General features: G+C 50.7%; 40 protein-coding genes. All 40 read right to left on the bottom strand.

Annotation, left to right across the window (positions count from 1 at the left end):
• Window positions 1-53: 53 nt before the first annotated feature.
• Window positions 54-752 (bottom strand): CpsD/CapB family tyrosine-protein kinase, encoded by a 699-nt coding sequence (locus tag ACFWUB_RS07860; protein ID WP_416183759.1) that lies wholly within the window; start codon window positions 750-752, stop codon window positions 54-56.
• Window positions 740-2197: a GumC family protein gene (locus ACFWUB_RS07855; protein ID WP_416183758.1), complete on the bottom strand. Its 1458-nt coding sequence runs from the start codon at window positions 2195-2197 to the stop codon at window positions 740-742. The genes ACFWUB_RS07860 and ACFWUB_RS07855 overlap by 13 nt, the downstream gene beginning before the upstream one ends.
• Before the next feature lie 26 nt (window positions 2198-2223).
• On the bottom strand, window positions 2224-2880 hold the full coding sequence (locus tag ACFWUB_RS07850) for a polysaccharide biosynthesis/export family protein (RefSeq protein WP_416183757.1): 657 nt from the start codon (window positions 2878-2880) through the stop codon (window positions 2224-2226).
• 19 nt (window positions 2881-2899) lie between these two features.
• Window positions 2900-3694, bottom strand: a complete 795-nt coding sequence (locus ACFWUB_RS07845; RefSeq protein WP_292282601.1) for a tyrosine-protein phosphatase — start codon at window positions 3692-3694, stop codon at window positions 2900-2902.
• Window positions 3695-3942: 248 nt separating this feature from the next.
• The gene (locus ACFWUB_RS07840) at window positions 3943-5487 is read right to left on the bottom strand and encodes a capsule assembly Wzi family protein (RefSeq protein ID WP_416183756.1); all 1545 of its coding nucleotides are present in this window, start codon (window positions 5485-5487) and stop codon (window positions 3943-3945) included.
• Between the two features lie 231 nt (window positions 5488-5718).
• Window positions 5719-6195, bottom strand: a complete 477-nt coding sequence (locus ACFWUB_RS07835) for an 8-oxo-dGTP diphosphatase (RefSeq protein WP_416183755.1) — start codon at window positions 6193-6195, stop codon at window positions 5719-5721.
• A 4-nt stretch (window positions 6196-6199) separates the two neighbouring features.
• Window positions 6200-6622, bottom strand: coding sequence for a DUF3783 domain-containing protein (locus ACFWUB_RS07830; RefSeq protein WP_416183754.1), 423 nt, complete (start codon window positions 6620-6622; stop codon window positions 6200-6202).
• Between the two features lie 75 nt (window positions 6623-6697).
• Window positions 6698-7036: a 50S ribosomal protein L17 gene (gene rplQ, locus ACFWUB_RS07825; protein WP_014015763.1), complete on the bottom strand. Its 339-nt coding sequence runs from the start codon at window positions 7034-7036 to the stop codon at window positions 6698-6700.
• A 17-nt stretch (window positions 7037-7053) separates the two neighbouring features.
• Complete coding sequence (locus ACFWUB_RS07820) at window positions 7054-8034, bottom strand: DNA-directed RNA polymerase subunit alpha (protein ID WP_416183753.1); 981 nt, start codon at window positions 8032-8034, stop codon at window positions 7054-7056.
• A 52-nt stretch (window positions 8035-8086) separates the two neighbouring features.
• Window positions 8087-8476, bottom strand: a complete 390-nt coding sequence (gene rpsK / locus ACFWUB_RS07815) for a 30S ribosomal protein S11 (protein ID WP_014015761.1) — start codon at window positions 8474-8476, stop codon at window positions 8087-8089.
• 28 nt (window positions 8477-8504) lie between these two features.
• Window positions 8505-8873 (bottom strand): 30S ribosomal protein S13, encoded by a 369-nt coding sequence (rpsM, locus tag ACFWUB_RS07810; RefSeq protein WP_014015760.1) that lies wholly within the window; start codon window positions 8871-8873, stop codon window positions 8505-8507.
• Between the two features lie 22 nt (window positions 8874-8895).
• Complete coding sequence (gene rpmJ / locus ACFWUB_RS07805) at window positions 8896-9009, bottom strand: 50S ribosomal protein L36 (protein WP_007391661.1); 114 nt, start codon at window positions 9007-9009, stop codon at window positions 8896-8898.
• A gap of 23 nt (window positions 9010-9032) precedes the next feature.
• On the bottom strand, window positions 9033-9251 hold the full coding sequence (gene infA, locus ACFWUB_RS07800) for a translation initiation factor IF-1 (RefSeq protein ID WP_014015759.1): 219 nt from the start codon (window positions 9249-9251) through the stop codon (window positions 9033-9035).
• Window positions 9252-9265: 14 nt separating this feature from the next.
• On the bottom strand, window positions 9266-9535 hold the full coding sequence (locus tag ACFWUB_RS07795) for a KOW domain-containing RNA-binding protein (RefSeq protein ID WP_014015758.1): 270 nt from the start codon (window positions 9533-9535) through the stop codon (window positions 9266-9268).
• 1 nt (window position 9536) lies between these two features.
• The gene (map, locus tag ACFWUB_RS07790; protein WP_020311735.1) at window positions 9537-10289 is read right to left on the bottom strand and encodes a type I methionyl aminopeptidase; all 753 of its coding nucleotides are present in this window, start codon (window positions 10287-10289) and stop codon (window positions 9537-9539) included.
• A gap of 2 nt (window positions 10290-10291) precedes the next feature.
• Window positions 10292-10942, bottom strand: coding sequence for an adenylate kinase (locus ACFWUB_RS07785; protein ID WP_014015756.1), 651 nt, complete (start codon window positions 10940-10942; stop codon window positions 10292-10294).
• Between the two features lie 16 nt (window positions 10943-10958).
• Window positions 10959-12221 carry a preprotein translocase subunit SecY gene (secY, locus tag ACFWUB_RS07780; RefSeq protein WP_022497273.1) on the bottom strand — a complete coding sequence of 421 codons (1263 nt, stop codon included), beginning with the start codon at window positions 12219-12221 and terminating at the stop codon, window positions 10959-10961.
• Window positions 12222-12233: 12 nt separating this feature from the next.
• On the bottom strand, window positions 12234-12698 hold the full coding sequence (gene rplO / locus ACFWUB_RS07775) for a 50S ribosomal protein L15 (protein WP_014015754.1): 465 nt from the start codon (window positions 12696-12698) through the stop codon (window positions 12234-12236).
• A 21-nt stretch (window positions 12699-12719) separates the two neighbouring features.
• Window positions 12720-12899, bottom strand: a complete 180-nt coding sequence (rpmD, locus tag ACFWUB_RS07770; protein ID WP_014015753.1) for a 50S ribosomal protein L30 — start codon at window positions 12897-12899, stop codon at window positions 12720-12722.
• Window positions 12900-12917: 18 nt separating this feature from the next.
• A complete protein-coding gene (gene rpsE, locus ACFWUB_RS07765; RefSeq protein ID WP_020311738.1) occupies window positions 12918-13418 on the bottom strand; it encodes a 30S ribosomal protein S5 in 501 nt (166 codons plus the stop codon).
• A gap of 18 nt (window positions 13419-13436) precedes the next feature.
• Window positions 13437-13799, bottom strand: coding sequence for a 50S ribosomal protein L18 (gene rplR / locus ACFWUB_RS07760; protein WP_014015751.1), 363 nt, complete (start codon window positions 13797-13799; stop codon window positions 13437-13439).
• A gap of 30 nt (window positions 13800-13829) precedes the next feature.
• Window positions 13830-14372, bottom strand: a complete 543-nt coding sequence (gene rplF, locus ACFWUB_RS07755; protein WP_014015750.1) for a 50S ribosomal protein L6 — start codon at window positions 14370-14372, stop codon at window positions 13830-13832.
• A 20-nt stretch (window positions 14373-14392) separates the two neighbouring features.
• Window positions 14393-14785, bottom strand: coding sequence for a 30S ribosomal protein S8 (gene rpsH, locus ACFWUB_RS07750; RefSeq protein WP_014015749.1), 393 nt, complete (start codon window positions 14783-14785; stop codon window positions 14393-14395).
• A gap of 31 nt (window positions 14786-14816) precedes the next feature.
• Window positions 14817-15086, bottom strand: coding sequence for a 30S ribosomal protein S14 (gene rpsN / locus ACFWUB_RS07745; protein WP_014015748.1), 270 nt, complete (start codon window positions 15084-15086; stop codon window positions 14817-14819).
• Window positions 15087-15104: 18 nt separating this feature from the next.
• Window positions 15105-15644: a 50S ribosomal protein L5 gene (gene rplE, locus ACFWUB_RS07740; RefSeq protein WP_416183752.1), complete on the bottom strand. Its 540-nt coding sequence runs from the start codon at window positions 15642-15644 to the stop codon at window positions 15105-15107.
• 21 nt (window positions 15645-15665) lie between these two features.
• The gene (gene rplX, locus ACFWUB_RS07735) at window positions 15666-15974 is read right to left on the bottom strand and encodes a 50S ribosomal protein L24 (protein ID WP_173364624.1); all 309 of its coding nucleotides are present in this window, start codon (window positions 15972-15974) and stop codon (window positions 15666-15668) included.
• Window positions 15975-15999: 25 nt separating this feature from the next.
• Complete coding sequence (gene rplN, locus ACFWUB_RS07730) at window positions 16000-16368, bottom strand: 50S ribosomal protein L14 (RefSeq protein WP_293986065.1); 369 nt, start codon at window positions 16366-16368, stop codon at window positions 16000-16002.
• A 25-nt stretch (window positions 16369-16393) separates the two neighbouring features.
• On the bottom strand, window positions 16394-16648 hold the full coding sequence (gene rpsQ, locus ACFWUB_RS07725; RefSeq protein ID WP_014015744.1) for a 30S ribosomal protein S17: 255 nt from the start codon (window positions 16646-16648) through the stop codon (window positions 16394-16396).
• Window positions 16649-16691: 43 nt separating this feature from the next.
• Window positions 16692-16892: a 50S ribosomal protein L29 gene (gene rpmC / locus ACFWUB_RS07720; RefSeq protein WP_014015743.1), complete on the bottom strand. Its 201-nt coding sequence runs from the start codon at window positions 16890-16892 to the stop codon at window positions 16692-16694.
• Between the two features lies 1 nt (window position 16893).
• Window positions 16894-17319 carry a 50S ribosomal protein L16 gene (rplP, locus tag ACFWUB_RS07715; protein ID WP_416183751.1) on the bottom strand — a complete coding sequence of 142 codons (426 nt, stop codon included), beginning with the start codon at window positions 17317-17319 and terminating at the stop codon, window positions 16894-16896.
• Window positions 17319-17987 (bottom strand): 30S ribosomal protein S3, encoded by a 669-nt coding sequence (gene rpsC, locus ACFWUB_RS07710; protein WP_014015741.1) that lies wholly within the window; start codon window positions 17985-17987, stop codon window positions 17319-17321. Before rpsC ends, rplP begins: the two co-directional genes overlap by 1 nt.
• Window positions 17988-18000: 13 nt before the next feature.
• The gene (gene rplV, locus ACFWUB_RS07705; protein ID WP_014015740.1) at window positions 18001-18336 is read right to left on the bottom strand and encodes a 50S ribosomal protein L22; all 336 of its coding nucleotides are present in this window, start codon (window positions 18334-18336) and stop codon (window positions 18001-18003) included.
• A gap of 13 nt (window positions 18337-18349) precedes the next feature.
• Window positions 18350-18625: a 30S ribosomal protein S19 gene (rpsS, locus tag ACFWUB_RS07700; RefSeq protein ID WP_014015739.1), complete on the bottom strand. Its 276-nt coding sequence runs from the start codon at window positions 18623-18625 to the stop codon at window positions 18350-18352.
• 24 nt (window positions 18626-18649) lie between these two features.
• Window positions 18650-19477: a 50S ribosomal protein L2 gene (gene rplB, locus ACFWUB_RS07695; protein ID WP_416183750.1), complete on the bottom strand. Its 828-nt coding sequence runs from the start codon at window positions 19475-19477 to the stop codon at window positions 18650-18652.
• 30 nt (window positions 19478-19507) lie between these two features.
• Window positions 19508-19792 (bottom strand): 50S ribosomal protein L23, encoded by a 285-nt coding sequence (rplW, locus tag ACFWUB_RS07690; protein WP_014015737.1) that lies wholly within the window; start codon window positions 19790-19792, stop codon window positions 19508-19510.
• Complete coding sequence (rplD, locus tag ACFWUB_RS07685) at window positions 19792-20415, bottom strand: 50S ribosomal protein L4 (RefSeq protein ID WP_020310055.1); 624 nt, start codon at window positions 20413-20415, stop codon at window positions 19792-19794. Before rplD ends, rplW begins: the two co-directional genes overlap by 1 nt.
• A 31-nt stretch (window positions 20416-20446) precedes the next feature.
• Window positions 20447-21085, bottom strand: a complete 639-nt coding sequence (gene rplC, locus ACFWUB_RS07680) for a 50S ribosomal protein L3 (protein ID WP_014015735.1) — start codon at window positions 21083-21085, stop codon at window positions 20447-20449.
• Window positions 21086-21099: 14 nt separating this feature from the next.
• Window positions 21100-21411, bottom strand: coding sequence for a 30S ribosomal protein S10 (gene rpsJ, locus ACFWUB_RS07675; RefSeq protein ID WP_292298418.1), 312 nt, complete (start codon window positions 21409-21411; stop codon window positions 21100-21102).
• Window positions 21412-22211: 800 nt separating this feature from the next.
• The gene (tuf, locus tag ACFWUB_RS07670) at window positions 22212-23405 is read right to left on the bottom strand and encodes an elongation factor Tu (RefSeq protein WP_020310056.1); all 1194 of its coding nucleotides are present in this window, start codon (window positions 23403-23405) and stop codon (window positions 22212-22214) included.
• A 31-nt stretch (window positions 23406-23436) separates the two neighbouring features.
• Window positions 23437-25509, bottom strand: a complete 2073-nt coding sequence (gene fusA / locus ACFWUB_RS07665) for an elongation factor G (RefSeq protein WP_014015732.1) — start codon at window positions 25507-25509, stop codon at window positions 23437-23439.
• Window positions 25510-25527 lie beyond the last annotated feature (18 nt).

Here is a 25527-nt window from a genome sequence, read left to right as displayed (position 1 = left end):
TCATTCATTGGGCTATGCACAGGATTCGCGCGGGCCGCCGGTTATGGCGGCCCCTACCGCCGGCGGCGCTTTTTATGATGGTCTTCGTCGTAATAGTAGTAGTAATAGTAGCCGCTCTTGTGGTGCTGCGGGACTTTATTCAAGATGACGCCGAGGATGTTGGCGTGGACTTTTTCTAAGAGTTCTTTGGCTTGTTTACCTTCGTCCGGGCTGATGTCGCCGCTGCCCAGGACGAGAATGGTGCCGTCGGTCTGGCTGCCCATAAGGACGGCGTCGGTGACGGCCAGGACGGGCGGCATGTCGAGGAAGACGTAATCATACATTTCCGCTGCTTCCTGCAAGAGGGCCTTCATCTTCTTCGATCCCAGAAGTTCTGCCGGGTTCGGCGGAACAGGGCCACTAGTGACGACGTCCAGGTTGGGGAAGACGTCGGCCTGGATGACTTCTTTCAGGGGCAGGTCTTCAGCAAAGCAGTTACTCAGGCCCCGGTTGAGCAGACTGAAACGGCGATGGACGACGGGCTTGCGCATGTCGCAGTCGATGAGCAGGATTTTTTTATCGTCCTGCCCGATGGTAATGGCCAAGTTGGCGACGGTCGTCGACTTCCCTTCGTTTGGGATGGCCGACGTAAAGACGATGGTCTTCAAGGTCTTGCCGGCACCAGAAAACTGCAAATTCGTCCGGATGGCCCGGTAGGCTTCGGAGACCGGGGACCGGCTGTCATAATGGGTGATGAAATCTATTTCCGCCATAATTTCCTCCTAATCTTGGACCAGAGACCACTGCTTCGCTGCAGGTCTTCCTGCAATATGTTGATGTCGGGGATCATCCCGAGGACCGGCAGGCCCAGTTCTTTTTCGACGTCTTCGGCCGTCCGTATCTTGCGATACATGAGGGATTGGACGATGACCGTCCCCATGCCGACGATGAGACCTAACAAGGTCATGATGGCCATAATCAGGACTTTCCGCGGCTTAATCGGTTTTTCCGGCAATGTCCCCCAGTCGACGACCTGTACTTCGTTCGGCACCATGACTTCGGCGACCTTGGCTTCTTCCAGGCGTTTGGCCAACATGACATAGATTTCGTTGGCTACGTCGGCATCGCGCTTGACGCGGACGAAGCCCTGTTCCTTTTCCGGTAGGGAGGCGATGATGGCGTCATTTTCCGAATCCATCTGGTCCAGGGCCGTCTTTTTGCTCTGGGCTACGGCAATGGCCGCTTCGTTCTTGAATTTATCGGCCAATAAGCCCTGCTGGACAGTATTGCTGGACGGCGCCTGTTGGGAAACGATTTTGCTGATTTCCTGATTCAGGGAATCGCGGGTGGAGTTGATCTGGTTGTTGATTTCCTGCATCTTCGGATGTTCATCCGTATATTTGCCGACGTAGCTGGCTTTGGTCGCTTCCAACTGGGCCAGCTGAGTCTTGTACTGCTGGATAGCCGGGCTGTCGGCAATGGCCACGCCGGCAGAGCTTAATTGTTCGTTGACGCTCTTTAAACCAGCCTGGGCCGTTTCCAAATTGAGCTGGTTTTCGGCCTTGGCCTTGTCGACGATGTTCAGTTTATCCGTGAGCTGCTTCATCTGGTCGTCGGTAGAGTACATCTTGTTGGCGGCCTGATACTGCTGCAGCTTATCTTCGGCCTGACTCAATTCGTCTTTGGACGCGGCCAGTCGCTTTTCCAGGAACTCGCGAGTCCGCTTCTGTTCGTCATGACTCAGTTCGGTCAGACGATTGATGAAACCCTTAATGATGAGGTTATTGGCTTTCTGGGCCTGTTCCGGCGACTTGCCGGTGACGTCGACTTCCAGAATTTCTGTATCTTTATACGGTTTGGTAATGATATGACTCTTGACATAGCCGTCATAGTCGGGCAATTTCCCGTTTTCATCGCGTTCTTCTGTCTGGGCGATGACCGGCAGGACGACGTTGCGGCTCTTGAGGATTTCTGCGTCGGTCATCATGCGCTGCTTGTCATCCATGGCATTGCCGCCGGATACTTTGGACAAAATCGAATCGCCCAGGCCCTTATCCTGCTTGATGCGCAGCAGCGACGTCGACTGGTACACCGGCGGCGCGACGAGCAGATAGGCCCCGCCGGCAATCATGAAGGCCGCCGTAATAGCCGCGATTTTCTTCTTGTTGGCCATGACAACTTGAAAGAGGTCCTTCAAATCAATGGTTATTTCTTCCACCCTGTTCAACTCCTGTATGGGAAATACTAATTGTTATCTAAGTTATCTTTCGCTTCGGTAATCATGTAAATACTACTGAAGATCGGCGCAATATCGCGGGCAAAGTCGATGCGATGATTCTTGGTCAGATAAAGGATGTCCCCTTCGCGGAGGGTGACATTCTGCGACATATCGCCGGTTTTGAGCATATTATTGAGGTTAATGGGAATGAGCGACTTCGGCTGGTCCTGATGGATGAGGAAAATTTTCTTCTTCGCCGTATCCCGCGTAAAGCCCTGGGCGGCACCGATGGCGTCGATGACGGTATGGCCCTTTTCCAGTTCTACGGCACCGGGCTTCTTGACTTCGCCAAAGACGTAGACCCGGACGCGGCCTAACTTGGAAATATTGACAGATACATCGGGATCGACAATATACCGCGACAATCCCTGCTGCAAGACGTCTGTGAACTGGGAGACCGTCATACCTTCGGCGTGGATTTCCCCGACTAAGGGAAAGGACACGTTGCCGTCCGGCCGGACGACGAAAGGCGACTGATTCGTCGATGAATTGCCTAAATCCTGCTGCTGGGTGACGACGATATTGAGCTCATCGCCAGGCCGCATGTAATATTCTTCAGCGCAGGCCGTCCCGGTCCATAAGGCAGTCACGGCAGCCAGCGCCAGTATACGTTTCTTCAACATATTTATTCACATCCTAAATTCAACCAAAGAGACGATGGAAAAAGCCTTTTTTCTCTTTTTGCCAATGCGACGGCAAGTCGGGATAAAAGACGCGGTTCTTTAAAATACATTCGGCATTGCGCGTCGCCGTGTTCCAAAGATTGACGTGCTGCTTATCCTTGGCAGCCAGGCGGTCCAGTTCTTCGTGGGCTTCGCGTATATCCGTCGTGCGAGATTCCACGCGATGCCCGTCGCTGCCGAGGAAGTGGATCATGCCATTGCGGTAGAGGTCGCGGACGCGCTGTTGCAACTTTGAGCCGAAATAGCCCGTGAAACTGCCTGTATTGCATTGAGCCAGGACGCCCTTATTCATCCATGCCAGAAGTGTTTCCGGGCGCTCCATGAGGCGCTCATAGCGTTCTACGTGGGCCAGAAGTGGCAGGAACCCGCGCATTTGCAGCTCATAAATCATCTTTTCGACGATATCCGGCTGGGACTGGTCGGTCAGTTCCAACATGACATAGCGGCTGCCAGCCAGACAATAATCGTCGTGATTTTCCTTCATAAAGCGCAGCGTATCGCCGTTGAGTTCCACTTCCGCGCCCGTATAGATACGAATAGGAATCTGAGCCTTATCCGCTTCTTCCTGAAGGGCGGCTACCTTGTCGAGAATCGTCTGCCAGGCCGGTATATGGCCCTGACGGTTGACATGAGGCGTCGCAATAATATCGGTGACCCCGGAATCGACGGACATGCGCAGCATCTGCAGCGACATGTCCAGCGATTCAGAGCCATCATCAATGTCGTATAAAATATGTGAGTGAATGTCTATCATGATAGTTCTCCGTCTGGGGGCCGGGGCCCCTGTCGTTCATCGTAGATCGTTCGTCGTTATGCCTCCCTTTATAGGGGAGGTGGCCTGAAAGGCCGGAGAGGTTGGTTGGTCGTGGGCGCCGGCCTGCGAAACCTCTCAGTCAGCTTCGCTGACAACTCTAGCACGGCTCTCCGTTTTGGCAACCGTCATGCACTTCCCTCCGGTCAGTCCATGACGGGCCAAAAAGGGCCTATCAAGAGAGCCGTATTCTAATACCTCCACTGGATGGTGGCGGTGGCGAATTTGTCGTGGTCTGTATGAATGGTGAAGTCGGCGTTTTCTACGTTGGCGTAGCCGATGATGCCGCTTAAGTAGACGTCCTGGGCAAGTTTGGTCTGGCCGGTGAGGCCGAATTCATTGACTGTAGGATGGATGCGCATGCCCCGTTCCATTTCGGTCCGCTGGGCATAGAGGCCGATGGATGTTTCATGAGGCAAATAATGGCGGATGGCGCCGTAGTATTTGCGGGCATCGCGGCCCATGGCATCGCCCATGATGGCGTCGTGATAGGTCCAGCCGTTATTGAAGCGCTGGTGGCCGTACCAGGCATCGCTGGTATCGGCCATTTCCAAGGTCATATCCCACGAGCCGTCATGGGTCAACTTCGGCAAATACATACCGGCCCGGTAAGCGACTTTGGACGGCATGTAGTGGGACTGGTCTTCACCGTAAAGTTCACCGTAGAAGGTGACACCGGGCAGGCTCAAGCGAAAGTCACCGCCAGCGATGTCGTCCCAGCGGTCCTGGTCGGCATCATCGTTACGGCCATAGAGCCAATGGCCCCAGTCAGAGCTATCCAAGCCATTGCCGTCACCACCGAGCATGGACAGGCGGGACAGGCCGAAGGTGAAGTACGACGTCGGCGAGAAATCGGCACGGATGCCAAAGAGACCGGCATTATCGTAATCTTTCATCCCACGGGCATTCGCGCGGTCGGATCGGTCGTCTTCGAGGAAGCCGTAGAAGAGATGGACGTCGGCCTGCCCGAGGAAACGGAAGAAACCACCGACGCGCTGGGGTTCCATGAAGTGGGCCTGGATGGTCGTCAAGGGACGCATGTTGTTCCCTAAGGCCAGATTGCCCGTTTCCCCCTGCCCCCAGGACATGGCTTCTTTGCCGGCTTCAAAGGCCCAGATACCGGCACGGGTCTTGATATAACCTTCTTCCAGGCTGGCGCTGAAATCGTTGTCCTTGTCATAGCTGAAGCGCGGCCGCAGGGCGATAGCCGTTTCATGACCGATGTTCCCGGAGATTTCGGCTTCCAAGATGCCATTGCCGTCGCGGCCGTATTTATAGCCATTGCGATTGGCGCCAAAGGTCTGCCAGCCCGCATTAGTAGTATGACTGCGATCAATATGGCTATAGGAATGGCGCGGCGTATCTGAAAGCTGGGCTGCTGCCGTCAGCGAGACCGAACGGAGCTTCAAAGGATCATAGGTCTTTTCCCCGCGCAGGGTCGCCACTTCCGGCGCCACGTACTGCGCCAGGGCTTCGACTTCATCGGACAAGTATTTTGGCATAGGCTTGGTCTGGGCCTTATCCTGAGCCTGGACGACCCACTGGGCCATCTGCATGCGGCTGTATGGTTTGGCCCCGTTGGGCATGGTATCGAGATAGCCCATGGCACTCAATTTCTCGATATAGCCATAGTACGGGCTGTCTACGGAAACGTTGGCCGTCGTCGCCGGTGCTGCCAATACGCTGGCCGTCATACCCAAACTCAGCATGAGGGCACTCATTAAGGTCGTCTTCATCGTCATCAAACTCCACTTCATCACAAAATATACTGCATAACTAATATGCATTATTACGATTTCATATAAAAGTTTTAAAAATGACTACGTTCTATTTATCACCTATTAATACTTTAATAAGTGTAAACCAAATGCCAAAACAATGTCAAGACCTGGATTTTGTCGCAATTGTCTCAAGACTGCAAAAGACGACAGATATTGTCTATCTGTCGTCTTAGCTAACTCATGAATCTATACATTGTCTATGCGATACAATTCTAGATGTTGCAGATTCTCATTATCTTCGGCAAAGGTAATGATGCCTTTGACTTTTTCTTTTTTCAGCAGCATAGGAATCCAGGTCCGGTCGCCTTTCCACATTTCATCATACGGAAGGGCTGACGGGTCGAACCATTGCGGTTCCATCTCTTCGGTTTCCTGGACAGTCCCCTGCCATTGGCGGAGGAAGTAGACGAAGCCGATGTGGTCCAGTTCCGATGAGGCCGAGAAGTGAAAGTCCAGGAAGCCGACGAGTTCCAGGTCTTCTTCCTTGGCGATGAGGCCCGTTTCTTCCCGGAGTTCCCGGACGGCGCACTGCAGGAAGTTTTCACCGGCTTCGATTTTACCGCCGAAGCCGTTCCACTTGCTGACGCCGAAGCCGCGTTTTTTGCGGCCTAATAAAAGTTTCCCGTCCGGGCGGACGGGAAAGCAAAGTGTCGTAGGACGCATGGTCTTACCTCTTTTTATGAAAATATTCGTGTTCTTTCGACAATTCCTGCAAAATCGTTTCGATAGTCCAGGAAATGTTGTTCGGCGTCAACATGGCCTTGAGGGGCACGTTCTTCAGGCGGCCCCGGCGGATGCTGCTCAGGAGCAGGTTGACAGCCTGGTTATCGAAGCCGCAGAGAATCAGCGCTTCTTTGGTGACAGGCGGAAGTTTTTCGTCTTCGTTCATCTGTTCGTGAACCTTGGTTTGTTCCGTTTCCTGTTTCATCGCAGCGATTTCAGCAATTTCTTCGTCCGTCAGACCGAGGACTTTGCCAACAGTTTCATTTTTTTCTTCTTCTTTGACGGCTTTCACTTTCGATTTGGTCAGCAGGGCCAGGAGCTTGACCTGGTCCAGCCGTTCCGGTGTAAAGTTGACAGCTAACATCATACGATATGGCATTTGTATTCACTCCTTTGTGCAAAAAAGGAGCTGTCTTGCGACAGCCCCTTTTTTCTTACAAGCTTATACTAATTCGATGATTACCATCGGAGCAGCATCGCCCTGACGAACGCCAGTTTTGATGATGCGAGTGTAACCGCCCTGACGATCTTTGTATTTCGGTGCAATTTCGTCAAACAGTTTTTTGACAACGTCTTCATCCATCATGTATGCCAAGACCTGACGGCGAGCGTGGAGGTCGCCGCGTTTTGCGAGGGTAAGCATTTTGTCAGCGACTTTGCGAAGTTCTTTTGCCTTTGCTTCTGTCGTTTCAATGCGTTCATGCTGGAATAAAGAGGTGACAATGCTGCGCAGCAATGCTTTACGTGCGGAGCTGTCTCGTCCCAACTTTCTATAAGCCATCGTTCATCCTCCTCGAACTATTCTTCGTTACTCGATTTTAAATCGTAACCTTCTTTTTGCAACTTTTCAATGATTTCATCGACAGACTTCTTGCCGAGGTTGCGAATCTTGGACAAGTCGTCTTCCGTCCGTTCTACGAGGTCGCCTAAGGTGTAGATGTTTGCACGTTTCAGGCAGTTCGAAGCGCGTACGGAAAGATCGAGGACATCAATCTTGATGTCGTTGAGGTCCGGTTCTGTCGGTGCTTCCGGTTCTTCGCCATCTTTGTTGGTGAATTCAGCCAACGTGTCATTGACTTTGGCGTCGGTGGCGATGTCCTGGAAGTAATTCAAATAGCTGATCATAATGGATGCAGCCTTGGCGACGGCGTTTTCAGCACTGATGCTGCCGTCCGTCGTCACTTCAAGCGTCAACGAATCGTGATCCATTTCGTTGCCGACCCGGATATTGCCTACTTCGTAGTTGGTGCGCACAATAGGCGAAAAAATCGAATCGATGGGGATGACCCCGATCATATCCGTTTCTTTCTTGTTCTTCGTAGAAGGAACATACCCTTTGCCGCGTTCAATGTGGCACTGCATACGGATTTCAGCGTCCGTATCCAGCGTGGCAATATGAAGATCCGGGTTCAAAATTTCAATGTCTGAGTTTACGTTAAGATTGTTTGCAGTGAATTCACATTCACCAGAGATATCGACAGTGATATCGAGTTCGTTGATATCATCGTCCAGGAATTTCATCCGAACCTGTTTGAGGTTGAGGATGATTTCCGAAACATCTTCCCGAACGCCGGGGATGGTCGAAAATTCATGGAGAACACCATCGATTTTGATCGAAGTGATTGCTACGCCATCCAGGGATGCCAGGAGGACACGCCGCAAACTATTACCCAATGTGATTCCGTAACCCCGATCGAGAGGTTCACATACGAATTTTCCATAGGTACCGCCGTCATTGATTTCGACGGTTTTAACTTTAAACTTGTTATCATCGATCATTAGGAAAATCCTCCTATTTCAGAATCAAAACACCTTGGTTAATTATCTACGATTATACGCGTCTCCGTTTCGGCGGACGGCAGCCGTTATGCGGAATAGGAGTTACGTCTTTGATGGAGTTGACTTCAAGACCTGCAGCCTGCAATGCGCGGATAGCAGCTTCACGGCCGGAGCCCGGACCTTTTACGAAAACTTCTACCTGACGGAGGCCATGTTCCATAGCAGCTTTGGCAGCCTGTTCAGCAGCCATCTGTGCAGCGAACGGAGTGCTCTTACGGGAACCGCGGAAACCGAGGCCGCCGGCACTTGCCCAGGACAGTGCATTGCCTTTTGCATCAGTGATCGTAACGATCGTGTTATTGAAAGTAGAACGGATATGTGCTGCGCCCGATTCTACGTGTTTCTTTTCTTTTCTTTTGTTGCTTCTTACGTTCTTAGCCAAAATCGTTTCCCTCCTTACTTAAAGAATCTTATTTCTTCTTACCTGCTACAGCTTTTCTCGGACCTTTACGGGTACGTGCGTTCGTCTTGGTGCGCTGACCGCGGACCGGAAGACCTGCACGATGACGTTTGCCGCGATACGAATTAACTTCGATCAGGCGTTTGATGTTGAGTGCTGTTTCACGGCGAAGGTCGCCTTCAACTTTATATTCAGAACCGATGACTTCACGAATCTTCTGTACTTCGTCTTCTGTCAGGTCGCGAACGCGGGTATCCGGGTTTACGCCAGTCTTAGCCAGAATTTTCTGGGAAGAAGAAAGACCAATACCTAAAATGTAAGTCAAACCAATTTCAACTCGTTTATCACGTGGTAAATCCACACCGGCTATACGTGCCATCTATTCATTCACCTCCTGTTTATTAACCCTGTTTCTGTTTATGTTTCGGATTTTCGCAAATGACCATGACGCGGCCTTTACGTTTGATAATTTTGCATTTTTCGCAAATCTTTTTTACTGACGGTTTTACCTTCATCGTTAACCTCCTGCGTAATACTCTTACTTAAAGCGGTACGTGATACGACCGCGATTCAGATCATACGGTGTCAATTCAAGTGTGACCCGGTCGCCCGGAAGGATACGAATGAAGTTCATCCGCATTTTACCGGAGACATGAGCCAGCACGATGTGATCGTTTTCAAGCTTGACTTTGAACATGGCGTTTGGCAAAGCTTCAACGACGACGCCTTCTACTTCAATGACATCTACCTTCGACATAGTAACCTCCCTGGTCAATTCTTCACAGCCCGGTTCAAGACGGACCGTATCCATTCATTGCTGATTCTCGCGGGACCAGCGCTTCCAGTGGATACGCTCGTTCCCAATATCCGGAGATGCCGGCAATTCTTTTTCTTCGGCTTATCCAGGTTGTACTTTCTACCGTCAGCAATCCATACGTAGGGATAAGCCAGACTGCCGACAACAACATACAAGTGGCCTTTATCCCTGCCTGCCAGGCTTTCTACGACCGTGCAGACAGGTATCATCTGTGTCCGTTCCATCTTATTCTTCCGGAAGGGTAAGGATTTCAGGACCGTTTTCCGTGATGGCTACTGTATGTTCGAAGTGGGCTGCCGGTTTGCCGTCACGCGTGACGACGGTCCAGCCGTTCTTCAACTGGCGGACTTTTTCCGTGCCCATATTGATCATCGGTTCAATGGCCAGGACCATGCCCGGTTCCAGCAGTTCGCCGTGACCGGCCATGCCGTAGTTCGGCACTTCCGGATCTTCGTGCATGTCCGTACCGATGCCGTGGCCGACGTAGTCGCGGACGACGCCGTATCCAAAGGATTCGGCATACGACTGGACTGCGTGGCCGATGTCGCCGAGGTGATTCCCGGCAACGGCCTGTTCGATGCCTTTATAGAGGCTTTCTTCGGTGACCTTCAAGAGCTTGAGGGTCGCCGGATGAACGTGGCCGACGGGAATCGTTACCGTCGAATCGCCATGGTAGCCATTCTTGTTCACTACTAAATCAATGCTGATTATATCGCCATCTTTGAGCTTGCGGTGCCCCGGGATACCGTGGACAACTTCTTCATTTACGCTGGCGCAAATGGTTGCCGGGAACCCGTAATAGCCTTTGCAACTCGGAAAAGCGCCGCAGCTGCGGATGTATTCTTCACAGCGCTGGTCGAGTTCGCCTGTCGTGATGCCAGGTTTTGCCAGTTTCTTCATGAGCTGAAGGGCGTTGGCCGTAATGCGGCCAGCTTCGCGAATATACTCAATTTCCCGTTTGGATTTTAAAATAATCATGCTTATTTACTCTTTTCAAGACTAGCAACGATGTCTTTGTAGACATCTTCCATGCTCTGTTTGCCATCGATTTCGATGTAGAGATTGGAATTCTTATAGTAGTCGATGAGCGGTTTCGTCTGTGCAGCGTAGACGCTCAAGCGTTTCTTGACGGTTTCTACTTTATCGTCATCGCGCTGATACAATTCGCCGCCGCATTTATCGCAGACGTTCTTCACCTTGGACGGTTTGAATGTGACATGGTATGTCGCACCGCAGGAGCGGCAGATCTGACGGCCCGTCGTCCGTTTGATGAGTTCTTCATCGGGGACGGCGATGTTGATGACGCCATCGAGTTTGATGCCCAAATCGCGGAGGATGGCATCAAGGGATACAGCCTGGCTGGTCGTGCGCGGGAAGCCGTCGAGGATGAAGCCTTTTTTGCAGTCATCCTTGGCGAGGCGTTCTTTGACGATGCCTACGGTAACAGCGTCCGGTACGAGCTGGCCGTTGTCCATGTACTTCTTGGCTTCGAGGCCGAGCGGGGTCTGTTCTTTTACAGCTGCCCGGAACATGTCGCCTGTCGAAATCTGGGGAATACCATATTTTTCAATCAATCGTTCAGCCTGGGTACCTTTACCAGCACCCGGAGGGCCCATTAAAAGAATATACACTCAAACTACCCCCTTATTATTTCATAAATCCTTGATATTGTCTATTCAAAACTAAGGATTCTGCCTGTTTCATCGTGTCGATGGCAACACCGACGACGATGAGGATGGCCGTACCGCCGAAGTAAACCCCTTCGATCCCCGTGATCCAGCCGATGAAGTTCGGCAGGATGGCGATGAAGGCCAGGAAGAAGGCACCGGCGAGGGTGATCCTCGTCATGATGCGATCGATATACATGGCTGTCGGCTGGCCCGGGCGGATGCCAGGGATGAAGCCGCCATACTTCTGCATATTTTCCGTGAGCTGCGGGATGTTCAGCGAAATAGCCGTGTAGAAATAGGTGAAGAACATAATCAGGAGTGCGTACATGACGGTGTTGGTCACCGTGCCCCATGCAAAGAAGCTTGCGATCCACTGGATCGTGTCATTCTGTACGAACTGTGCGATGGTAATCGGGAACATCAGTACAGACGAAGCGAAGATGATGGGGATGACGCCAGCCTGGTTGACTTTCAGCGGAATATGTGTCGAGTGACCGCCATACATCTTACGGCCGACGATACGTTTCGCATACTGTACCGTGACGCGGCGCTGACCCTGTGTGACTTCGATGACCACGACGATCATGAACAAGGCGATAACAGCAAAAAGCAAGGCCTGGAAGATGTTGATCGAACCAGCCTGGATATACTTGTAAATCGTCATGCACCCTTGCGGGAAACGCGCTACGATACCCGCGAAGATGATGAGAGAAATGCCGTTGCCGATCCCACCAGCTGTGATCTGGTCACCGAGCCACATGAGGAAACACGTGCCTGCCGTGAGGATCAGCGAGACCATGACGACCATGGCCCAGCTGTCGACGATGAGGGCATTGTTGACTTTCAGCGCATAGCTCATGGCGAAAGCCTGGATCAACGCCAGGACAACCGTACCGTACCGCGTGACCTTTTGGATCTTATCGCGGCCTTCCTGATTGTCCTTTGCCCATTGTTCAAAGGTCGGGACGACGGCTGTCAGCAGCTGCATGATGATCGACGCGTTGATGTACGGCGTGATGCTCATGGCCAGGACGGAGAACTTACTCAGTGCCCCGCCGGCGAACAAGTCCAGAAGACCGAACAAGTTGCCGCTGCTGAAGAGATTCTCAATGACTGACGAATCAACGCCCGGTACGGGGATGTGAACGCCAAGTCTGAAAATGACGAACATGATGAGAGTGAAGACTGCCCGTTTCCGAAATTCCGGGACGTTCAGTACGTTTTGGATGTTTTCTAACACCACAAATCACCCCTACTGTTCAGCTACCGGTTCTTCTCCCGGTACTACAACCTTGCCGCCAGCTGCTTCGATTTTAGCCTTAGCGGATTTCGTGAAGCCGTTAGCTACGACAGTGAGTTTCTTTTCGAGTTCACCGTTGCCGAGGATGCGGACGCCATCGCGGACATTCTTGAGGATGCCAGCTTCTACGAGAGCGACGGGATCGACAGTCGTGCCATCTTCAAAGCGGTTGAGTACAGAAACGTTAACTTCTGCATATTCTTTAGCCCAAATGTTTTTGAAGCCGCGTTTCGGGAGCAAACGATACAACGGCATCTGGCCGCCTTCGAAGCCCGGGCGCTTGCCGCCACCGCTACGGGAGAGCTGACCTTTCATACCTTTGCCAGCCGTTTTGCCATTGCCGGAGCCGATGCCGCGGCCGACGCGGTTGCGTTTTTTCTTGGAACCAGGAACAATACTCATTTCATGAAGTTTCAATTCAGCGCACCTCCTTCTATATTAAATTTCTTCTACTTTTACTAAGTGTTCTACTTTATGAAGCATCCCTTTGATCTGCGGGGTGACTTCTTTTACTACGCTGGAGTTCGTCTTGTGGAGACCGAGGGCAACGATGGTTGCGCGCTGGTCGCCAGGACGGCCTGCCAAACTCTTTACGAGTGTAACTTTAACCTGAGCCATCTTGTTATATCCTCCTTATTAACCGTAAATTTCTTCTACAGTTTTGCCACGGAGTTCAGCAACTTTGTTGACATCCTTCAAGCGGCCCAAGCCTTCGAGGGTTGCCTGAACCATGTTGTTCGGGTTGGAAGAACCGATCGATTTGGTGAGGATGTTGCGGACGCCTGCCAGTTCCAATACGGCACGGACCGGGCCGCCAGCGATGACGCCAGTACCTTCAGCAGCCGGTTTCAGGAATACTTTGCCTGCACCGAAGATACCCGTGATCGTGTGGGGAATGGAACCGTTCTTGAGAGGAACGGAAATCATATGTTTCTTAGCGTCTTCAACGCCTTTGCGGATTGCTTCAGGAACTTCGCCAGCTTTACCTAAACCTGCGCCGACATTGCCGTTGCCGTCACCGACAACAACGAGGGCACTGAAGGAAAAACGGCGGCCGCCTTTAACTACCTTAGCAACGCGGTTGATGAATACTACATTTTCCTGTAATTCGAGACCTGCATGGTCAACTTTTGCCATGTGTTATTTCCTCCTTGATTAGAATTTCAAGCCAGCTTCACGAGCTGCTTCAGCGAGAGCTGCAACACGGCCATGATAAATGTAACCGCCACGGTCGAAGACAACCGTCGTGATACCTTTTTCGATAGCCCGTTTTGCAACTAAAGCACCGACTAATTTTGCGCCTTCGGCGTTGCCGCCGCTGACGTTCTGCCCTTTGATTTCTTTGTCCAAAGAGCTTGCGGAAACCAAAGTTACGCCGTTCTGGTCGTCGATGACCTGAGCGTAGATATTGTTAAGGCTGCGGAAAACGTTGAGACGCGGACGTTCTGCCGTGCCGTTGATGTTCTTGCGTAAACGCCAATGCCGTTTCAAACGGATTGTGTTTTTACTCTTCTTCAAGGAATTCACTCCTTTCTAATTAAAGGTTACTTATTTTTTCGTACCAGCTTTACCGGCTTTACGACGGACATGTTCGCCAACATAACGGATACCTTTGCCCTTGTACGGTTCAGGCAGGCGGTAGCCGCGGACTTTAGCAGCAAATTCGCCGACAACTTCGTTATCAGCACCGGAAATGGTGATCTGCGTAGCGCTCGGGCATTCGATGGTGACACCAGCCGGAGCATCGAGTTCGAGGGGATGGGAGAAGCCAAGAGTCAAGGCAAGTTTCTTACCTTTCATCTGTGCTCTGTAACCAACGCCAACGATTTCCAGTTCTTTTTTGAAGCCTTCCGAAACACCTTTTACCATATTGGCAATAAGGGCACGGGTGAGGCCGTGCAGTGCACGGTGATTTTTATCGTCAGACGGACGTTCTACAGTGATGACGTTGTCAGCCACTGTGATTTTCATATCCTGGTGAAGCGTACGTGTGAGTTCGCCTTTCGGGCCTTTAACGGTAATTACGTGGCCATCGAGGTTTACATTTACGCCTGCCGGGATATCAATAGGCATTCTACCTACTCGGGACATATTGACACCTCCAAAACGATTTACCAGACGTAAGCGATAACTTCGCCGCCCAAGCCGAGTTTACGAGCTTTTTTGTCGCTCATGACGCCCTGGGACGTGGAAATTACTGCGATCCCCAAACCACCGAGAACGCGCGGGAGTTCTTCTTTGCCAGCGTATACGCGCAGGCCCGGTTTGGAAATTCTCTTGATGCCGGTAATTACTTTTTCTTTATTAGAACCATATTTCAACGTAACTTTCAGCGTTTTGCCTTCGTTTACGGATTCGTAGTTTTTGACGAAACCTTCTTCTTTGAGGATGTCGAGCACTGCAGCTTTCATCTTCGAAGCAGGGATTTCTACTTTTTCGTGATATGCCGAGTTAGCATTACGGATTCTTGTGAGCATATCCGCAATCGGATCGGTCATTGCCATAATCTAAAAACCTCCCTCCATGGAATACGTGTTACCAGCTGGCTTTTTTAACGCCAGGGATCTGACCTTTGTAAGCCAGTTCACGGAATGTGATGCGGCAGATGCCGAATTTACGCATATAACCGTGAGGACGGCCGGTTACTTTGCAACGGTTGTGCAGACGAACCGGAGATGCGTTGGCCGGCAGCTGAGAAAGTGCTTCATAGTCGCCTTTTGCTTTGAGTTCAGCGCGGAGCTTAGCGTATTTGGCAACCATTTTTTCACGTTTCTTTTCACGTTCGAGCATCGATTTCTTTGCCATGTATGTTATCCTCCTCTATTACTTTTCAAAAGGCATGCCCATCATTTTCAGCATGTCACGGCCTTCTTCGTCGGTCGTAGCTGTGGTAACGATGGTGATGTCCATGCCGCGAGCTTTATCAACCTTATCGTATTCGATTTCCGGGAAGATAAGCTGTTCTTTCAGGCCGAGGGTATAGTTGCCGCGGCCGTCGAAACCGGTGGCACTGACGCCGTGGAAGTCACGGACGCGGGGCAGTGCGAGGTTCATCAGTTTGTCGAGGAATTCATACATCCGTTCGCCGCGGAGCGTTACTTTGCAGCCGAGGTTCATGCCTTCACGGATTTTGAAAGCTGCGATGGATTTCTTGGCTTTCGTGATGATCGGTTTCTGACCGGAAATGATGGTCATATCGTTAACAGCAGCGTCCAAGGCTTTGGAGTTGGTAACAGCTTCGCCAACGGCCATGTTGATAACCACTTTAGTAACCTTCGGAATCTGCATTACATTTTTGTAATTGTATTTTTCCTGTAAGCCTTTCACAACTTCGGAAAGGTATTTGTCTTTTAATCTGGACACTCTCAAGGGCCTCCCTTCTTATTAGATAGCTTTACCGCTCTTTACGGCTGTACGGACTTTGGTGCCGTCGGCCTGCTGGACCATTTTGACACGGGTCGGTTTGCCGCTTTCAGGATCTACGAGCATTACGTTGGAAACGTGGATAGCTGCTTCCTTCGTGATGATGCCGCCTTGAGGATTGTTCTGACTCGGTTTCGTGTGGCGCTTAACCAGGTTAAGGCCTTCTACTACGACGCGGTCTTTCTTCGGATACGTTGCGATGACCTTGCCTTTTTTGCCTTTTTCTTTACCAGCGATGACGATGACCGTATCGCCTGTTTTAACGTGCATTTTACCCATTGAGAACACCTCCTCCTTATAATACTTCCGGAGCCAGGGAGATGATCTTCATGAAATCTTTTTCACGCAGTTCTCTGGCAACGGGCCCAAAAATACGAGTACCTTTCGGGCTTTTATCATTATTGATTACGACAGCTGCGTTTTCGTCGAAGCGGATATAGGAACCGTCTGCGCGGCGCAAACCTTTTTTGGAACGAACGATAACAGCTTTGACTACATCGCCTTTCTTGACAACGCCGCCGGGTGTTGCATCTTTAACAGATGCGGTAATGATATCACCAATGTTGCCATATTTGCGATACGAGCCGCCCATGACCTGGATGCACAAGATTTTCTTGGCGCCCGTGTTATCGGCAACATTCAACACAGTTTCTTGCTGAATCATGGCTTAACCTCCTAATTAATCGAGCTTATTTAGCTTTTTCTACGATTGTCACTACTCTCCAGTGTTTCTGTTTGGACAGCGGACGAGTTTCTTCGATGCGGACTACGTCGCCAACATGGCATTCGTTGTTTTCATCGTGGGCTTTGAATTTTACAGTCGAGATAATCGGCTTTTTGTACAGCTTGTGCTGTGTTTTATATTCTACAGCAACGACAACGGTTTTGTCCATTTTATCGCTGACAACTTTACCTACGCGGATTTTCCGTTCATTTCTTTCCATCTGTGCTTGTGACCTCCTTTTAGATTCCAATTATGGACGTTTCTTACGCCTGCGCTTTCAGTTCTGCTTCACGCTGTACCGTTTTGATGCGAGCGATTGTCTTCTTGACTTCGCGGATACGCATTGGATTTTCTAATTGGCCGGTCGCATGTTGAAAACGGAGGTTAAACAATTCTTCTTTCAGGCTAACCACTTTTTCATCCATTTCGGCAGCGCTCAGCGCACGGATTTCTTTAACCTTCATTTTATTCACCACCTAATTCCTGACCTTTAACAACAAACTTCGTTTTAATCGGCAGCTTATGGCCGGCAAGACGCATTGCTTCACGAGCAATTTCTTCGCTTACACCGCCCATTTCAAAGAGTACGCGGCCCGGTTTTGCAACGGCAACCCAGTATTCAGGAGCGCCTTTACCGGAACCCATACGAGTACCAGCCGGTTTTGCCGTGATCGGTTTGTCCGGGAAGATTTTGATCCAGACTTTACCACCACGTTTGATATAACGGGTCATAGCGATACGGGCTGCTTCGATCTGGCGGTTCGTAATCCACGACGGTTCGAGAGCGACGAGGCCGTATTCACCATGAGCGACTTTGTTACCACGATGTGCCTGGCCTTTCATGCGGCCACGGAACTGTTTACGATATTTAACACGTTTTGGAATTAACATTATGCTTCACTCCCTTCGCGTTTCTTCGGAGCTTTCTTAGCTTCCGGGAGGATTTCACCTTTGTAGATCCAGCATTTGACGCCGATGCAGCCATATGTCGTATGAGCTTCTGCAAAGCCATAGTCGATGTCAGCACGGAGCGTATGCAGGGGGATGGAACCGTCGCGAAGGCTTTCGCTGCGAGCGATTTCAGCACCGCCGAGACGGCCGGAGCACATGATCTTGATACCTTTAGCGCCCATACGCATGGTACGGCCAACACACTGTTTCATAGCGCGGCGGAAGCCGATACGGCGTTCGAGCTGGCCGGCAACGTTTTCAGCAACCAGGGTTGCATCCATTTCGGCCTGTTTGATTTCTGCGATGTTTACGTCGACAGTCTTAGTGGTGAAGGCTTTCAACGCTTTTTTAATATCTTCGATACCTGCGCCGCCACGGCCGATGACCATGCCCGGTTTTGCGGTATGGATAATCAATTTGATACGTTTTGCAGAGCGTTCGATTTCGATACGGGAAACACCTGCGATGTATAACTGTTTCTTTAAGAATTCACGGATCTTGACGTCTTCATTCAAAAGTGCAGCGTAATCTTTTTCTGCATACCATTTTGCGTCCCAAGGTTTGGAAACGCCGACGCGGAATCCATGGGCATTAACTTTCTGACCCACTCCATTTCCCTCCTTATGCTTTTTCGTCAACAACAACCGTCAAATGACTGGAATGTTTGAGAATTTTGAAGGCCTGTCCACGGCTGCGCGGATGAATACGTTTCATCGTGGAATCCTGGTCAACAAAGATTTCAGAAATGAACAATTTTGCAACGTCCATATCATTGTTATGTTCCGCATTAGCAACGGCACTGCGCAAAGTTTTTTCAACTACACGGGAACCCACTTTCGGAGTGAATTTCAAGATAGCGAAAGCTTCGCCGACGTTTTTGCCCCGAACCAAGTCAGCAACAATCCGAATTTTACGGGGAGCAATGCGAATGTGTTTCGTAACAGCTTTTACTGCCATTTATGTTACCCCCTTATTTAGTTACTTTTTCGGCTTTAGCATGACCCTTGAACGTACGAGTCGGTGCGAATTCGCCTAATTTATGACCTACCATATCTTCCGTGATATAGACAGGTACATGTTTACGGCCGTCGTGAACAGCGATGGTGTGGCCGACGAAGCTCGGCAGGATCATCGAGGCACGGGACCAGGTTTTGATTACTTTCTTTTCGTTGGCTTCGTTCATAGCGTCGATTTTCTTCAAGAGATGGTGTGCTACGAATGGGCCCTTTTTAATGGATCTGGACACTTAGTTATCTCCTTTCCTCAACACTTATTTACGTCTCTTCACAATGAATTTATTGGAAGCTTTCTTAGCGTCGCGAGTCTTAACGCCATAAGCAGGTTTACCCCAAGGAGTAACCGGACGTTTACGACCAACAGGAGCTTTACCTTCGCCGCCGCCATGCGGATGATCGCACGGGTTCATGACGACACCACGGTTGCCCGGACGGATGCCCTTCCAACGGGAACGGCCGGCTTTACCGATGGTGATGTTTTCATGGTCCGTGTTGCTGACTACGCCGATCGTAGCGCGGCAGCGTACGTGTACCTGACGAAGTTCGCCCGACGGAAGGCGGAGCAGTGCATAGTTGCCTTCTTTAGCCATGAGCTGAGCCGATTCACCAGCGGAGCGGACCATCTGGCCGCCTTTGCCGATTTTCAGTTCGACGTTGTGTACGAGCGTACCGAGAGGGATGTTCTGGAGCGGCAATGCGTTGCCGATCTTGATATCCGATTCAGGACCGCTGTAGAGAACGTCGCCGACTTTCAGGCCGTTCGGAGCGATGATATATTTCTTTTCGCCATCTGCGTAGAACAGAAGAGCGATGTTGGCAGAGCGGTTCGGATCGTATTCGATCGTCGCAACTTTTGCCGGGATGTTATCTTTAATACGTTTGAAGTCAATCAAACGATAACGGCGTTTGTGACCACCGCCCTGATGGCGGACAGTCATACGGCCGCTGTTATTACGACCGCCCTTATTGGTTACTTTAGCCAATAAGGATTTTTCCGGTTTAGACGCCGTGATTTCTTCGAATGTCGAAACAGTCATGAAACGGCGGCTAGCGGAGTACGGTTTAAATGATTTAATGGCCATTGTAGTGCCTCCTCCTTATTCGTTAATTCCTTAAGCTCCTTCGAAGAATTCGATGGTTTCGCCTTCCTGAAGGGTTACGATGGCTTTCTTGTAATCCGGGCGCTTGCCGATGTATTTACCCATGCGCTTGAATTTGCCCATCGTGCGAAGTGTTGCTACGCTTTTAACTTTGACGCCGAAGACGGCTTCAACAGCTTTACGGATTTCAACTTTATTAGCACGGAGCGGTACTTTGAATGTGTATTTGCCATCAGACATCATCATGGTCGTTTTTTCAGTGATGACCGGTTTCAGCAAGAGATCATGCATGTTCATTATGCGAGCACCTCCTCAATCTTAGCTACAGCGCTCTTCGTAACGAACAATTTCGTGTAGTGGAGCAGGTCAAAGATGTTGACGCCCGTAGTGGAAATGGCTTTAACGCCTTTGATGTTGCGTGCGCAGCGTTCTACGACTTCATCGTTGTCGGTGATGAAAAGGACTTTTTCACCAGCGAATTTGAAGTTGTTGATGAGTGCGACGACTTCTTTCGTCTTCGGAGCTGCGAGATTGATTTCGTCGAGGACGAACAATTCGTTAGTATTGACTTTATTGCTCAAAGCGGATTTAACGGCGAGGCGACGAGCTTTACGCGGCATTTTCTGTGCGTAAGAGCGCGGATGGGGACCCCAGATGGTGCCGCCACCAACCCACAACGGGCTGCGGTTGCTGCCTACACGGGCCCGGCCGGTTCCTTTTTGTTTCCAAGGCTTTCTGCCACCACCGCGAACGACGCCGCGAGTTTTGGTGGAATGTGTGCCCAAGCGCTGGTTGGCGAGCTGACGGAGAACGGCCTGACGCATAACGGCTTCGTTCACTTCAACGCCAAATACGCTATCGTTCAATTCGATTTCACCGGTCTGTGCGCCGGTAATATTATACGTGCTTACTTTTGGCATTATATTTTATCCTCCTTCCTGTAGACAACTATTAGCGGGGTTTTACAGTATCGCGAATCATGACGAGGCTGCCTTTGGCGCCCGGGATACCACCTTTAACCAGGATCAGGTTCTTGTCCATGTCGACTTTGACGATGGAGAGATGAAGAACAGTTGCCTGATTGCCACCCATTTGTCCAGGAAGTTTTTTACCTTTGACGACTTTACCGCCGCCACCACTGGTCATAGGTCCGAGAGAACCGGGTTCACGATGAGATTTGGAGCCGTGACCCATCGGTCCGCGGTGGAAACCGTGACGTTTGATGGTACCTGCAAAACCTTTGCCCTTGCTGGTGCCAATTACGTCGACGAGATCGCCGCTTGCGAAAATATCAGCTGCCAGAGTTTGGCCTACCGTATATTCCGGCGTATCTGTCAAACGGAATTCGCGAAGATACTTAACAGGAGCAACGCCTGCTTTGTCGAATTGACCCTTAACGGGTTTTGTCAGATGTTTTTCTTTGATTTCACCATAGCCGAGCTGAATGGAGTTGTATCCGTCCGTATCAACGGTCTTGACACGTACAACTACGTTCGGGGAAGCTTCGACGACGGTTACAGGGACGACTGCGCCTTCTTCAGTAAAGACCTGAGTCATACCTAATTTTTTACCCAAAATAGCTTTAGACATAATCGCACCTCCTCCTATAATTTGATTTCGATGTCTACGCCTGCCGGCAGATTGAGTCTTGTCAAGGCATCAACGGTCTTGTTGGATGCTTCGAGAATGTCGATCAAGCGTTTGTGCGTACGGAGTTCGAACTGTTCACGAGAGTCTTTGTTGACATGGGGAGAACGAAGAATCGTGAAGATGTTCTTTTCTGTCGGAAGCGGAATCGGTCCGGATACCATAGCACCGGTACGTTTCGCCGTGTCGACGATTTTCGCCGCGCTCTGATCAAGCGTTTTGTGATCGTAAGCTTTGAGGCGAATACGAATTCTTTCCTGTTTTGCCATTACTTAATTCCTCCTAACGTCTATTTCCTTGAATAGACTGCTCCATAAGAGTTTCCCCGCAAGGCGGGCAACATCTTATATCATAGTTTAGCGCGCCGCAGAGGGTATTACCCTGTTGTCGCGTACTTACTTAGTTTACTACAAAAAGGCGCATCATGCAAGGAGTTTTCTATGTTTTTGAGAAATAATCGAACCAATTTAACATGGGTCCCATGTCGTTGCATCATGCTAAAGGACTTGTCGCATGACGACAAGCCCTTTAAGTTGTTAGCAGTTAGTGGCTAGTGGTTAGCGGCCCGGCTCTCCTGCTAGGAGAGCTGTCAGCGCAGCTGACTGAGAGGTTAACCTCTTCGGCCCTTCGGGCCACCTCTCCTATGAAGCGAGGCTTTAGTGCCCCACGCTACTATAACCGCGATTCCCTCATTATGCCAGAAGCGGGCTCGCCACGTGCGAGCCCCTACAATCGCAGCCAGGCGATAAATCTTTCACGGCCTGCGGCCTTGTGCGTAGGGGCCGTCCTTTAACCTCTCAGACCGCCTTCAGCGGCCAGCTCCCCTATGAAGGGAGCCTTGGGCGGCCCGCTATGAAGAATGTCCATACACCTAACGGGTCCATGTGGCATGGTTTTGCGAACAGCGGACTGCGAACTGCGATTCATGCATGAATGCATGCAAAAAAGAGGCTGTCGCATATGCGACAGCCTCTTTTAAGTATCAAGTTTGTAGTTTTTAGTTTGCAGTCATTGGCTAAAAATTTTAACCTCTTTCTACAAACTCGGTACTACAAACTTCAAACTATTTTTAGCCTTCGATTTCGGAAACGACGCCAGCGCCTACTGTACGGCCGCCTTCGCGGATAGCGAAGCGGAGGCCGGCTTCGATAGCAATCGGAGTGATGAGTTCAACATCCATTTTGACGTTATCGCCAGGCATGCACATTTCAGTGCCTTCCGGGAGCTGGATGACGCCAGTTACGTCAGTTGTACGGAAGTAGAACTGCGGACGATAGCCGTTGAAGAACGGAGTGTGACGGCCGCCTTCGTCTTTCGTCAAGACGTAAACCTGAGCTTTGAATTTCGTGTGCGGATGAATGGTACCCGGTTTAGCGAGGACCTGGCCGCGTTCGATTTCTTTACGGTCGATGCCGCGGAGAAGAGCGCCGATGTTGTCGCCTGCTTCAGCACGGTCGAGGATCTTACGGAACATTTCAACGCCCGTAACAACCGTATCTTTCGGTTCGTCAGCGAGGCCGACGATTTCAACTGCGTCGCCAACTTTGAGTTCGCCACGTTCAACACGGCCTGTAGCAACAGTGCCGCGGCCTGTGATGGTGAAGACGTCTTCGACAGGCATGAGGAACGGCTGGTCCGTCGGGCGCTGCGGAGTCGGGATGTATTCGTCAACAGCATCCATCAATTTGAGGATGGACGGTTTGCCGATTTCGCTTTCGTCGCCTTCGAGGGCTTTGAGAGCAGAGCCAACTACGATAGGAACTTCGTCGCCGGGGAAATCGTAGGAGCTGAGGAGATCACGAACTTCCATTTCAACGAGTTCGATGAGTTCCGGATCGTCAACCTGGTCAGCTTTGTTGAGGTATACGACGATAGCCGGTACACCAACCTGGCGGGCCAAGAGGATGTGTTCACGAGTCTGGGGCATCGGGCCGTCAGCAGCGGAAACGACGAGGATAGCGCCGTCCATCTGAGCAGCACCGGTGATCATGTTCTTGACATAGTCAGCATGGCCCGGGCAGTCAACGTGTGCATAGTGACGGTTGTCTGTTTCATATTCAACGTGTGCCGTGTTGATTGTAATACCACGTTCACGTTCTTCCGGAGCCTTGTCGATATCAGCATAGTCTTCGAATTTAGCGTAGCCTTTTTCAGCCAAAACTTTGGTGATGGCAGCTGTCAAAGTAGTTTTGCCGTGGTCGACGTGACCGATCGTGCCAATGTTAACATGCGGTTTGGTTCTTTCGTAATGTTCTTTAGCCATTTGCTGTTCCTCCAGTGTAAATTAAATTATATTAGCCTTTTTCGCTGATGACTTTTTCGGCTACGTTCTTCGGAACTTCTTCGTAGTGGTCGAATGTCATCGTATAAACGCCACGGCCCTGCGTACGGGAACGCAAATCCGTTGCATAGCCAAACATTTCTGCCAGCGGTACGAATGCGTTGATATGTTCTGCACCGGAGCGCATTTCCATACCTTCGACACGACCACGGCGGGAGTTGAGGTCGCCGATGACGTCGCCCATGTATTCTTCAGGAACGACAACTTCGACTTTCGTGTACGGTTCGAGGAGAACCGGGTCTGCCTTGCGGGCACCTTCTTTGAAGCCCATAGAGCCAGCGATCTTGAAGGCCATTTCCGAGGAGTCGACTTCATGGTAAGAACCGTCGTATACGACGACTTTGATATCGACCATCGGGAAACCTGCCAAAACGCCTGTTTCCATTGCTTCTTTGACACCAGCTTCAACGGAGCCGATGTATTCCTTAGGAATAGCGCCGCCAACGACTTTGTTTTCAAATTCGTAGCCTTTGCCCTGTTCCTGCGGAATGAGTTCGAGCCAGCAGTCACCATACTGACCACGGCCGCCGGACTGACGCTTGAAGAAACCACGAGACTTGACATCTTTGCGGATGGTTTCGCGGTAAGCAACCTGCGGTTTGCCGACGTTGCAGTCTACTTTAAATTCGCGGGACATGCGGTCGACGATGATATCCAAATGGAGTTCGCCCATGCCGGAGATGATGGTCTGGCCGGTTTCAGCATCGGTCTTGACTTTGAACGTCGGGTCTTCTTCAGCCAGACGAGCCAAGGCAATGCCCATTTTTTCCTGGTCAGCTTTGGTCTTCGGTTCAACGGCTACGGAAATAACCGGATCCGGGAATTCCATCTTTTCGAGGATAATCGGGTGTTTTTCATCGCACAGCGTATCGCCTGTGGTCGTATCTTTCAGGCCGACGATGCCGCCGATGTCGCCCGTGTAAGCTTCCTGTACTTCTTCGCGGTGGTTAGCGTGCATCCGGAGGATACGGCCAACACGTTCTTTTTTACCTTTTGTCGAGTTGTAGACATAGGTACCGGCCTGTAAGGTGCCGGAGTAAACGCGGAAGAATGCCAGTTTGCCGACAAAGGGGTCAGCCATGATCTTAAATGCCAATGCGGAAAGCGGTGCATTGTCATCAGCTTCACGAGTTTCTTCTTCGTCTGTGTCGGGGTTGGTGCCTTTGACCGGAGGAATATCCAACGGGCTCGGCATGTAATCGACGACAGCGTCGAGGAGCATCTGGATCCCTTTGTTCTTGTAAGCAGAACCGCAGAGGACCGGGAACAATTTGTTCGTGCAGACGCCTTTACGGATAGCTGCTTTCAATTCGTCGATGGTGATTTCTTCACCTTCGAGGTATTTCATCATGAGGTCTTCATCGGTATCGCAAACAGCTTCAACCATGATGTCATGATATTTCTTAGCTTCTTCTAATTCGTCTTCCGGGATGTCGACAACTTCGATTTCTTTACCGAGTGCATCGTCATAGACTTCTGCTTTCATGGTAATGAGGTCGATGATGCCGCGGAAGGTTGCTTCAGCACCGATTGGGAGCTGAATAGCAACGGCATTTGCCTGAAGACGATCTTTCATCATGTCGACAACGTTCAGGAAGTCAGCACCGGTCGTATCCATCTTGTTGACGAATGCGATACGGGGAACATGGTAATGTTCAGCCTGACGCCATACCGTTTCCGACTGCGGTTCTACGCCGCCCTTTGCGGAGAAAACAGCAACAGAGCCGTCGAGTACGCGCAGCGAGCGTTCAACTTCAACGGTGAAGTCAACGTGCCCCGGAGTATCGATGATGTTGATGCGGTATCCTTTCCAGTGAGCCGTCGTAGCAGCCGATGTAATCGTGATACCACGTTCCTGTTCCTGAGCCATCCAGTCCATGGTAGCAGCGCCATCATGAACTTCGCCGATCTTGTGGACGCGGCCGGTGTAGAACAGGATACGTTCTGTTGTCGTGGTTTTACCAGCATCGATGTGAGCCATGATGCCAATATTTCTCGTTTTTTCCAAAGAAAATTCTCTTGGCACGGTTTTTTCCACTCCTCA

The sequence above is a fragment of the Megasphaera sp. genome (assembly GCF_047831605.1).
In the GTDB taxonomy this organism is placed as follows: domain Bacteria; phylum Bacillota; class Negativicutes; order Veillonellales; family Megasphaeraceae; genus Megasphaera; species Megasphaera intestinihominis.
This window is presented reverse-complemented; position numbering and strand designations above follow the sequence as displayed.

Coding starts and splice junctions, on each gene's coding strand:
- ACFWUB_RS07820 (WP_416183753.1), bottom strand. CDS start 8,034: ATGATCGATGATAACAAGTTTAAAGTTAAAACCGTCGAAATCAATGAC.
- rpmD (WP_014015753.1), bottom strand. CDS start 12,899: ATGGCTCAGGTTAAAGTTACACTCGTAAAGAGTTTGGCAGGCCGTCCT.
- rpsN (WP_014015748.1), bottom strand. CDS start 15,086: ATGGCAAAGAAATCGATGCTCGAACGTGAAAAGAAACGTGAAAAAATG.
- rpmJ (WP_007391661.1), bottom strand. CDS start 9,009: ATGAAGGTAAAACCGTCAGTAAAAAAGATTTGCGAAAAATGCAAAATT.
- map (WP_020311735.1), bottom strand. CDS start 10,289: ATGATTATTTTAAAATCCAAACGGGAAATTGAGTATATTCGCGAAGCT.
- rplW (WP_014015737.1), bottom strand. CDS start 19,792: ATGAACATGCATGATCTCTTGCTGAAACCGGTCATCACTGAAAAAACG.
- ACFWUB_RS07845 (WP_292282601.1), bottom strand. CDS start 3,694: ATGATAGACATTCACTCACATATTTTATACGACATTGATGATGGCTCT.
- ACFWUB_RS07830 (WP_416183754.1), bottom strand. CDS start 6,622: ATGATGTTAGCTGTCAACTTTACACCGGAACGGCTGGACCAGGTCAAG.
- tuf (WP_020310056.1), bottom strand. CDS start 23,405: ATGGCTAAAGAACATTACGAAAGAACCAAACCGCATGTTAACATTGGC.
- ACFWUB_RS07840 (WP_416183756.1), bottom strand. CDS start 5,487: ATGAAGACGACCTTAATGAGTGCCCTCATGCTGAGTTTGGGTATGACG.
- rpsE (WP_020311738.1), bottom strand. CDS start 13,418: ATGGCAAAAGTTGACCATGCAGGTCTCGAATTACAGGAAAATGTAGTA.
- rpmC (WP_014015743.1), bottom strand. CDS start 16,892: ATGAAGGTTAAAGAAATCCGTGCGCTGAGCGCTGCCGAAATGGATGAA.
- rplQ (WP_014015763.1), bottom strand. CDS start 7,036: ATGGCTTATAGAAAGTTGGGACGAGACAGCTCCGCACGTAAAGCATTG.
- rpsM (WP_014015760.1), bottom strand. CDS start 8,873: ATGGCACGTATAGCCGGTGTGGATTTACCACGTGATAAACGAGTTGAA.
- rplN (WP_293986065.1), bottom strand. CDS start 16,368: ATGATTCAGCAAGAAACTGTGTTGAATGTTGCCGATAACACGGGCGCC.
- ACFWUB_RS07795 (WP_014015758.1), bottom strand. CDS start 9,535: ATGGAACGGACACAGATGATACCTGTCTGCACGGTCGTAGAAAGCCTG.
- rpsH (WP_014015749.1), bottom strand. CDS start 14,785: ATGGCAATGACCGATCCGATTGCGGATATGCTCACAAGAATCCGTAAT.
- rpsJ (WP_292298418.1), bottom strand. CDS start 21,411: ATGGCAAAACAGGAAAGAATTCGTATTCGCCTCAAAGCTTACGATCAC.
- rplB (WP_416183750.1), bottom strand. CDS start 19,477: ATGGCCATTAAATCATTTAAACCGTACTCCGCTAGCCGCCGTTTCATG.
- rplV (WP_014015740.1), bottom strand. CDS start 18,336: ATGGCAGTAAAAGCTGTTACGAAACACATTCGCATTGCTCCCCGTAAA.
- rplC (WP_014015735.1), bottom strand. CDS start 21,085: ATGTCTAAAGCTATTTTGGGTAAAAAATTAGGTATGACTCAGGTCTTT.
- infA (WP_014015759.1), bottom strand. CDS start 9,251: ATGTCGAAGGTAGATGTCATTGAAGTAGAAGGCGTCGTCGTTGAAGCT.
- ACFWUB_RS07835 (WP_416183755.1), bottom strand. CDS start 6,195: ATGCGTCCTACGACACTTTGCTTTCCCGTCCGCCCGGACGGGAAACTT.
- ACFWUB_RS07860 (WP_416183759.1), bottom strand. CDS start 752: ATGGCGGAAATAGATTTCATCACCCATTATGACAGCCGGTCCCCGGTC.
- rpsQ (WP_014015744.1), bottom strand. CDS start 16,648: ATGGAAAGAAATGAACGGAAAATCCGCGTAGGTAAAGTTGTCAGCGAT.
- rplP (WP_416183751.1), bottom strand. CDS start 17,319: ATGTTAATTCCAAAACGTGTTAAATATCGTAAACAGTTCCGTGGCCGC.
- rplX (WP_173364624.1), bottom strand. CDS start 15,974: ATGCACGTTAAAACAGGCGATACGGTCATCGTCATCGCTGGTAAAGAA.
- ACFWUB_RS07850 (WP_416183757.1), bottom strand. CDS start 2,880: ATGTTGAAGAAACGTATACTGGCGCTGGCTGCCGTGACTGCCTTATGG.
- rplF (WP_014015750.1), bottom strand. CDS start 14,372: ATGTCCCGAGTAGGTAGAATGCCTATTGATATCCCGGCAGGCGTAAAT.
- rplD (WP_020310055.1), bottom strand. CDS start 20,415: ATGCCAAAAGTAAGCACGTATAATATTACCGGCGCACAGACCGGTGAA.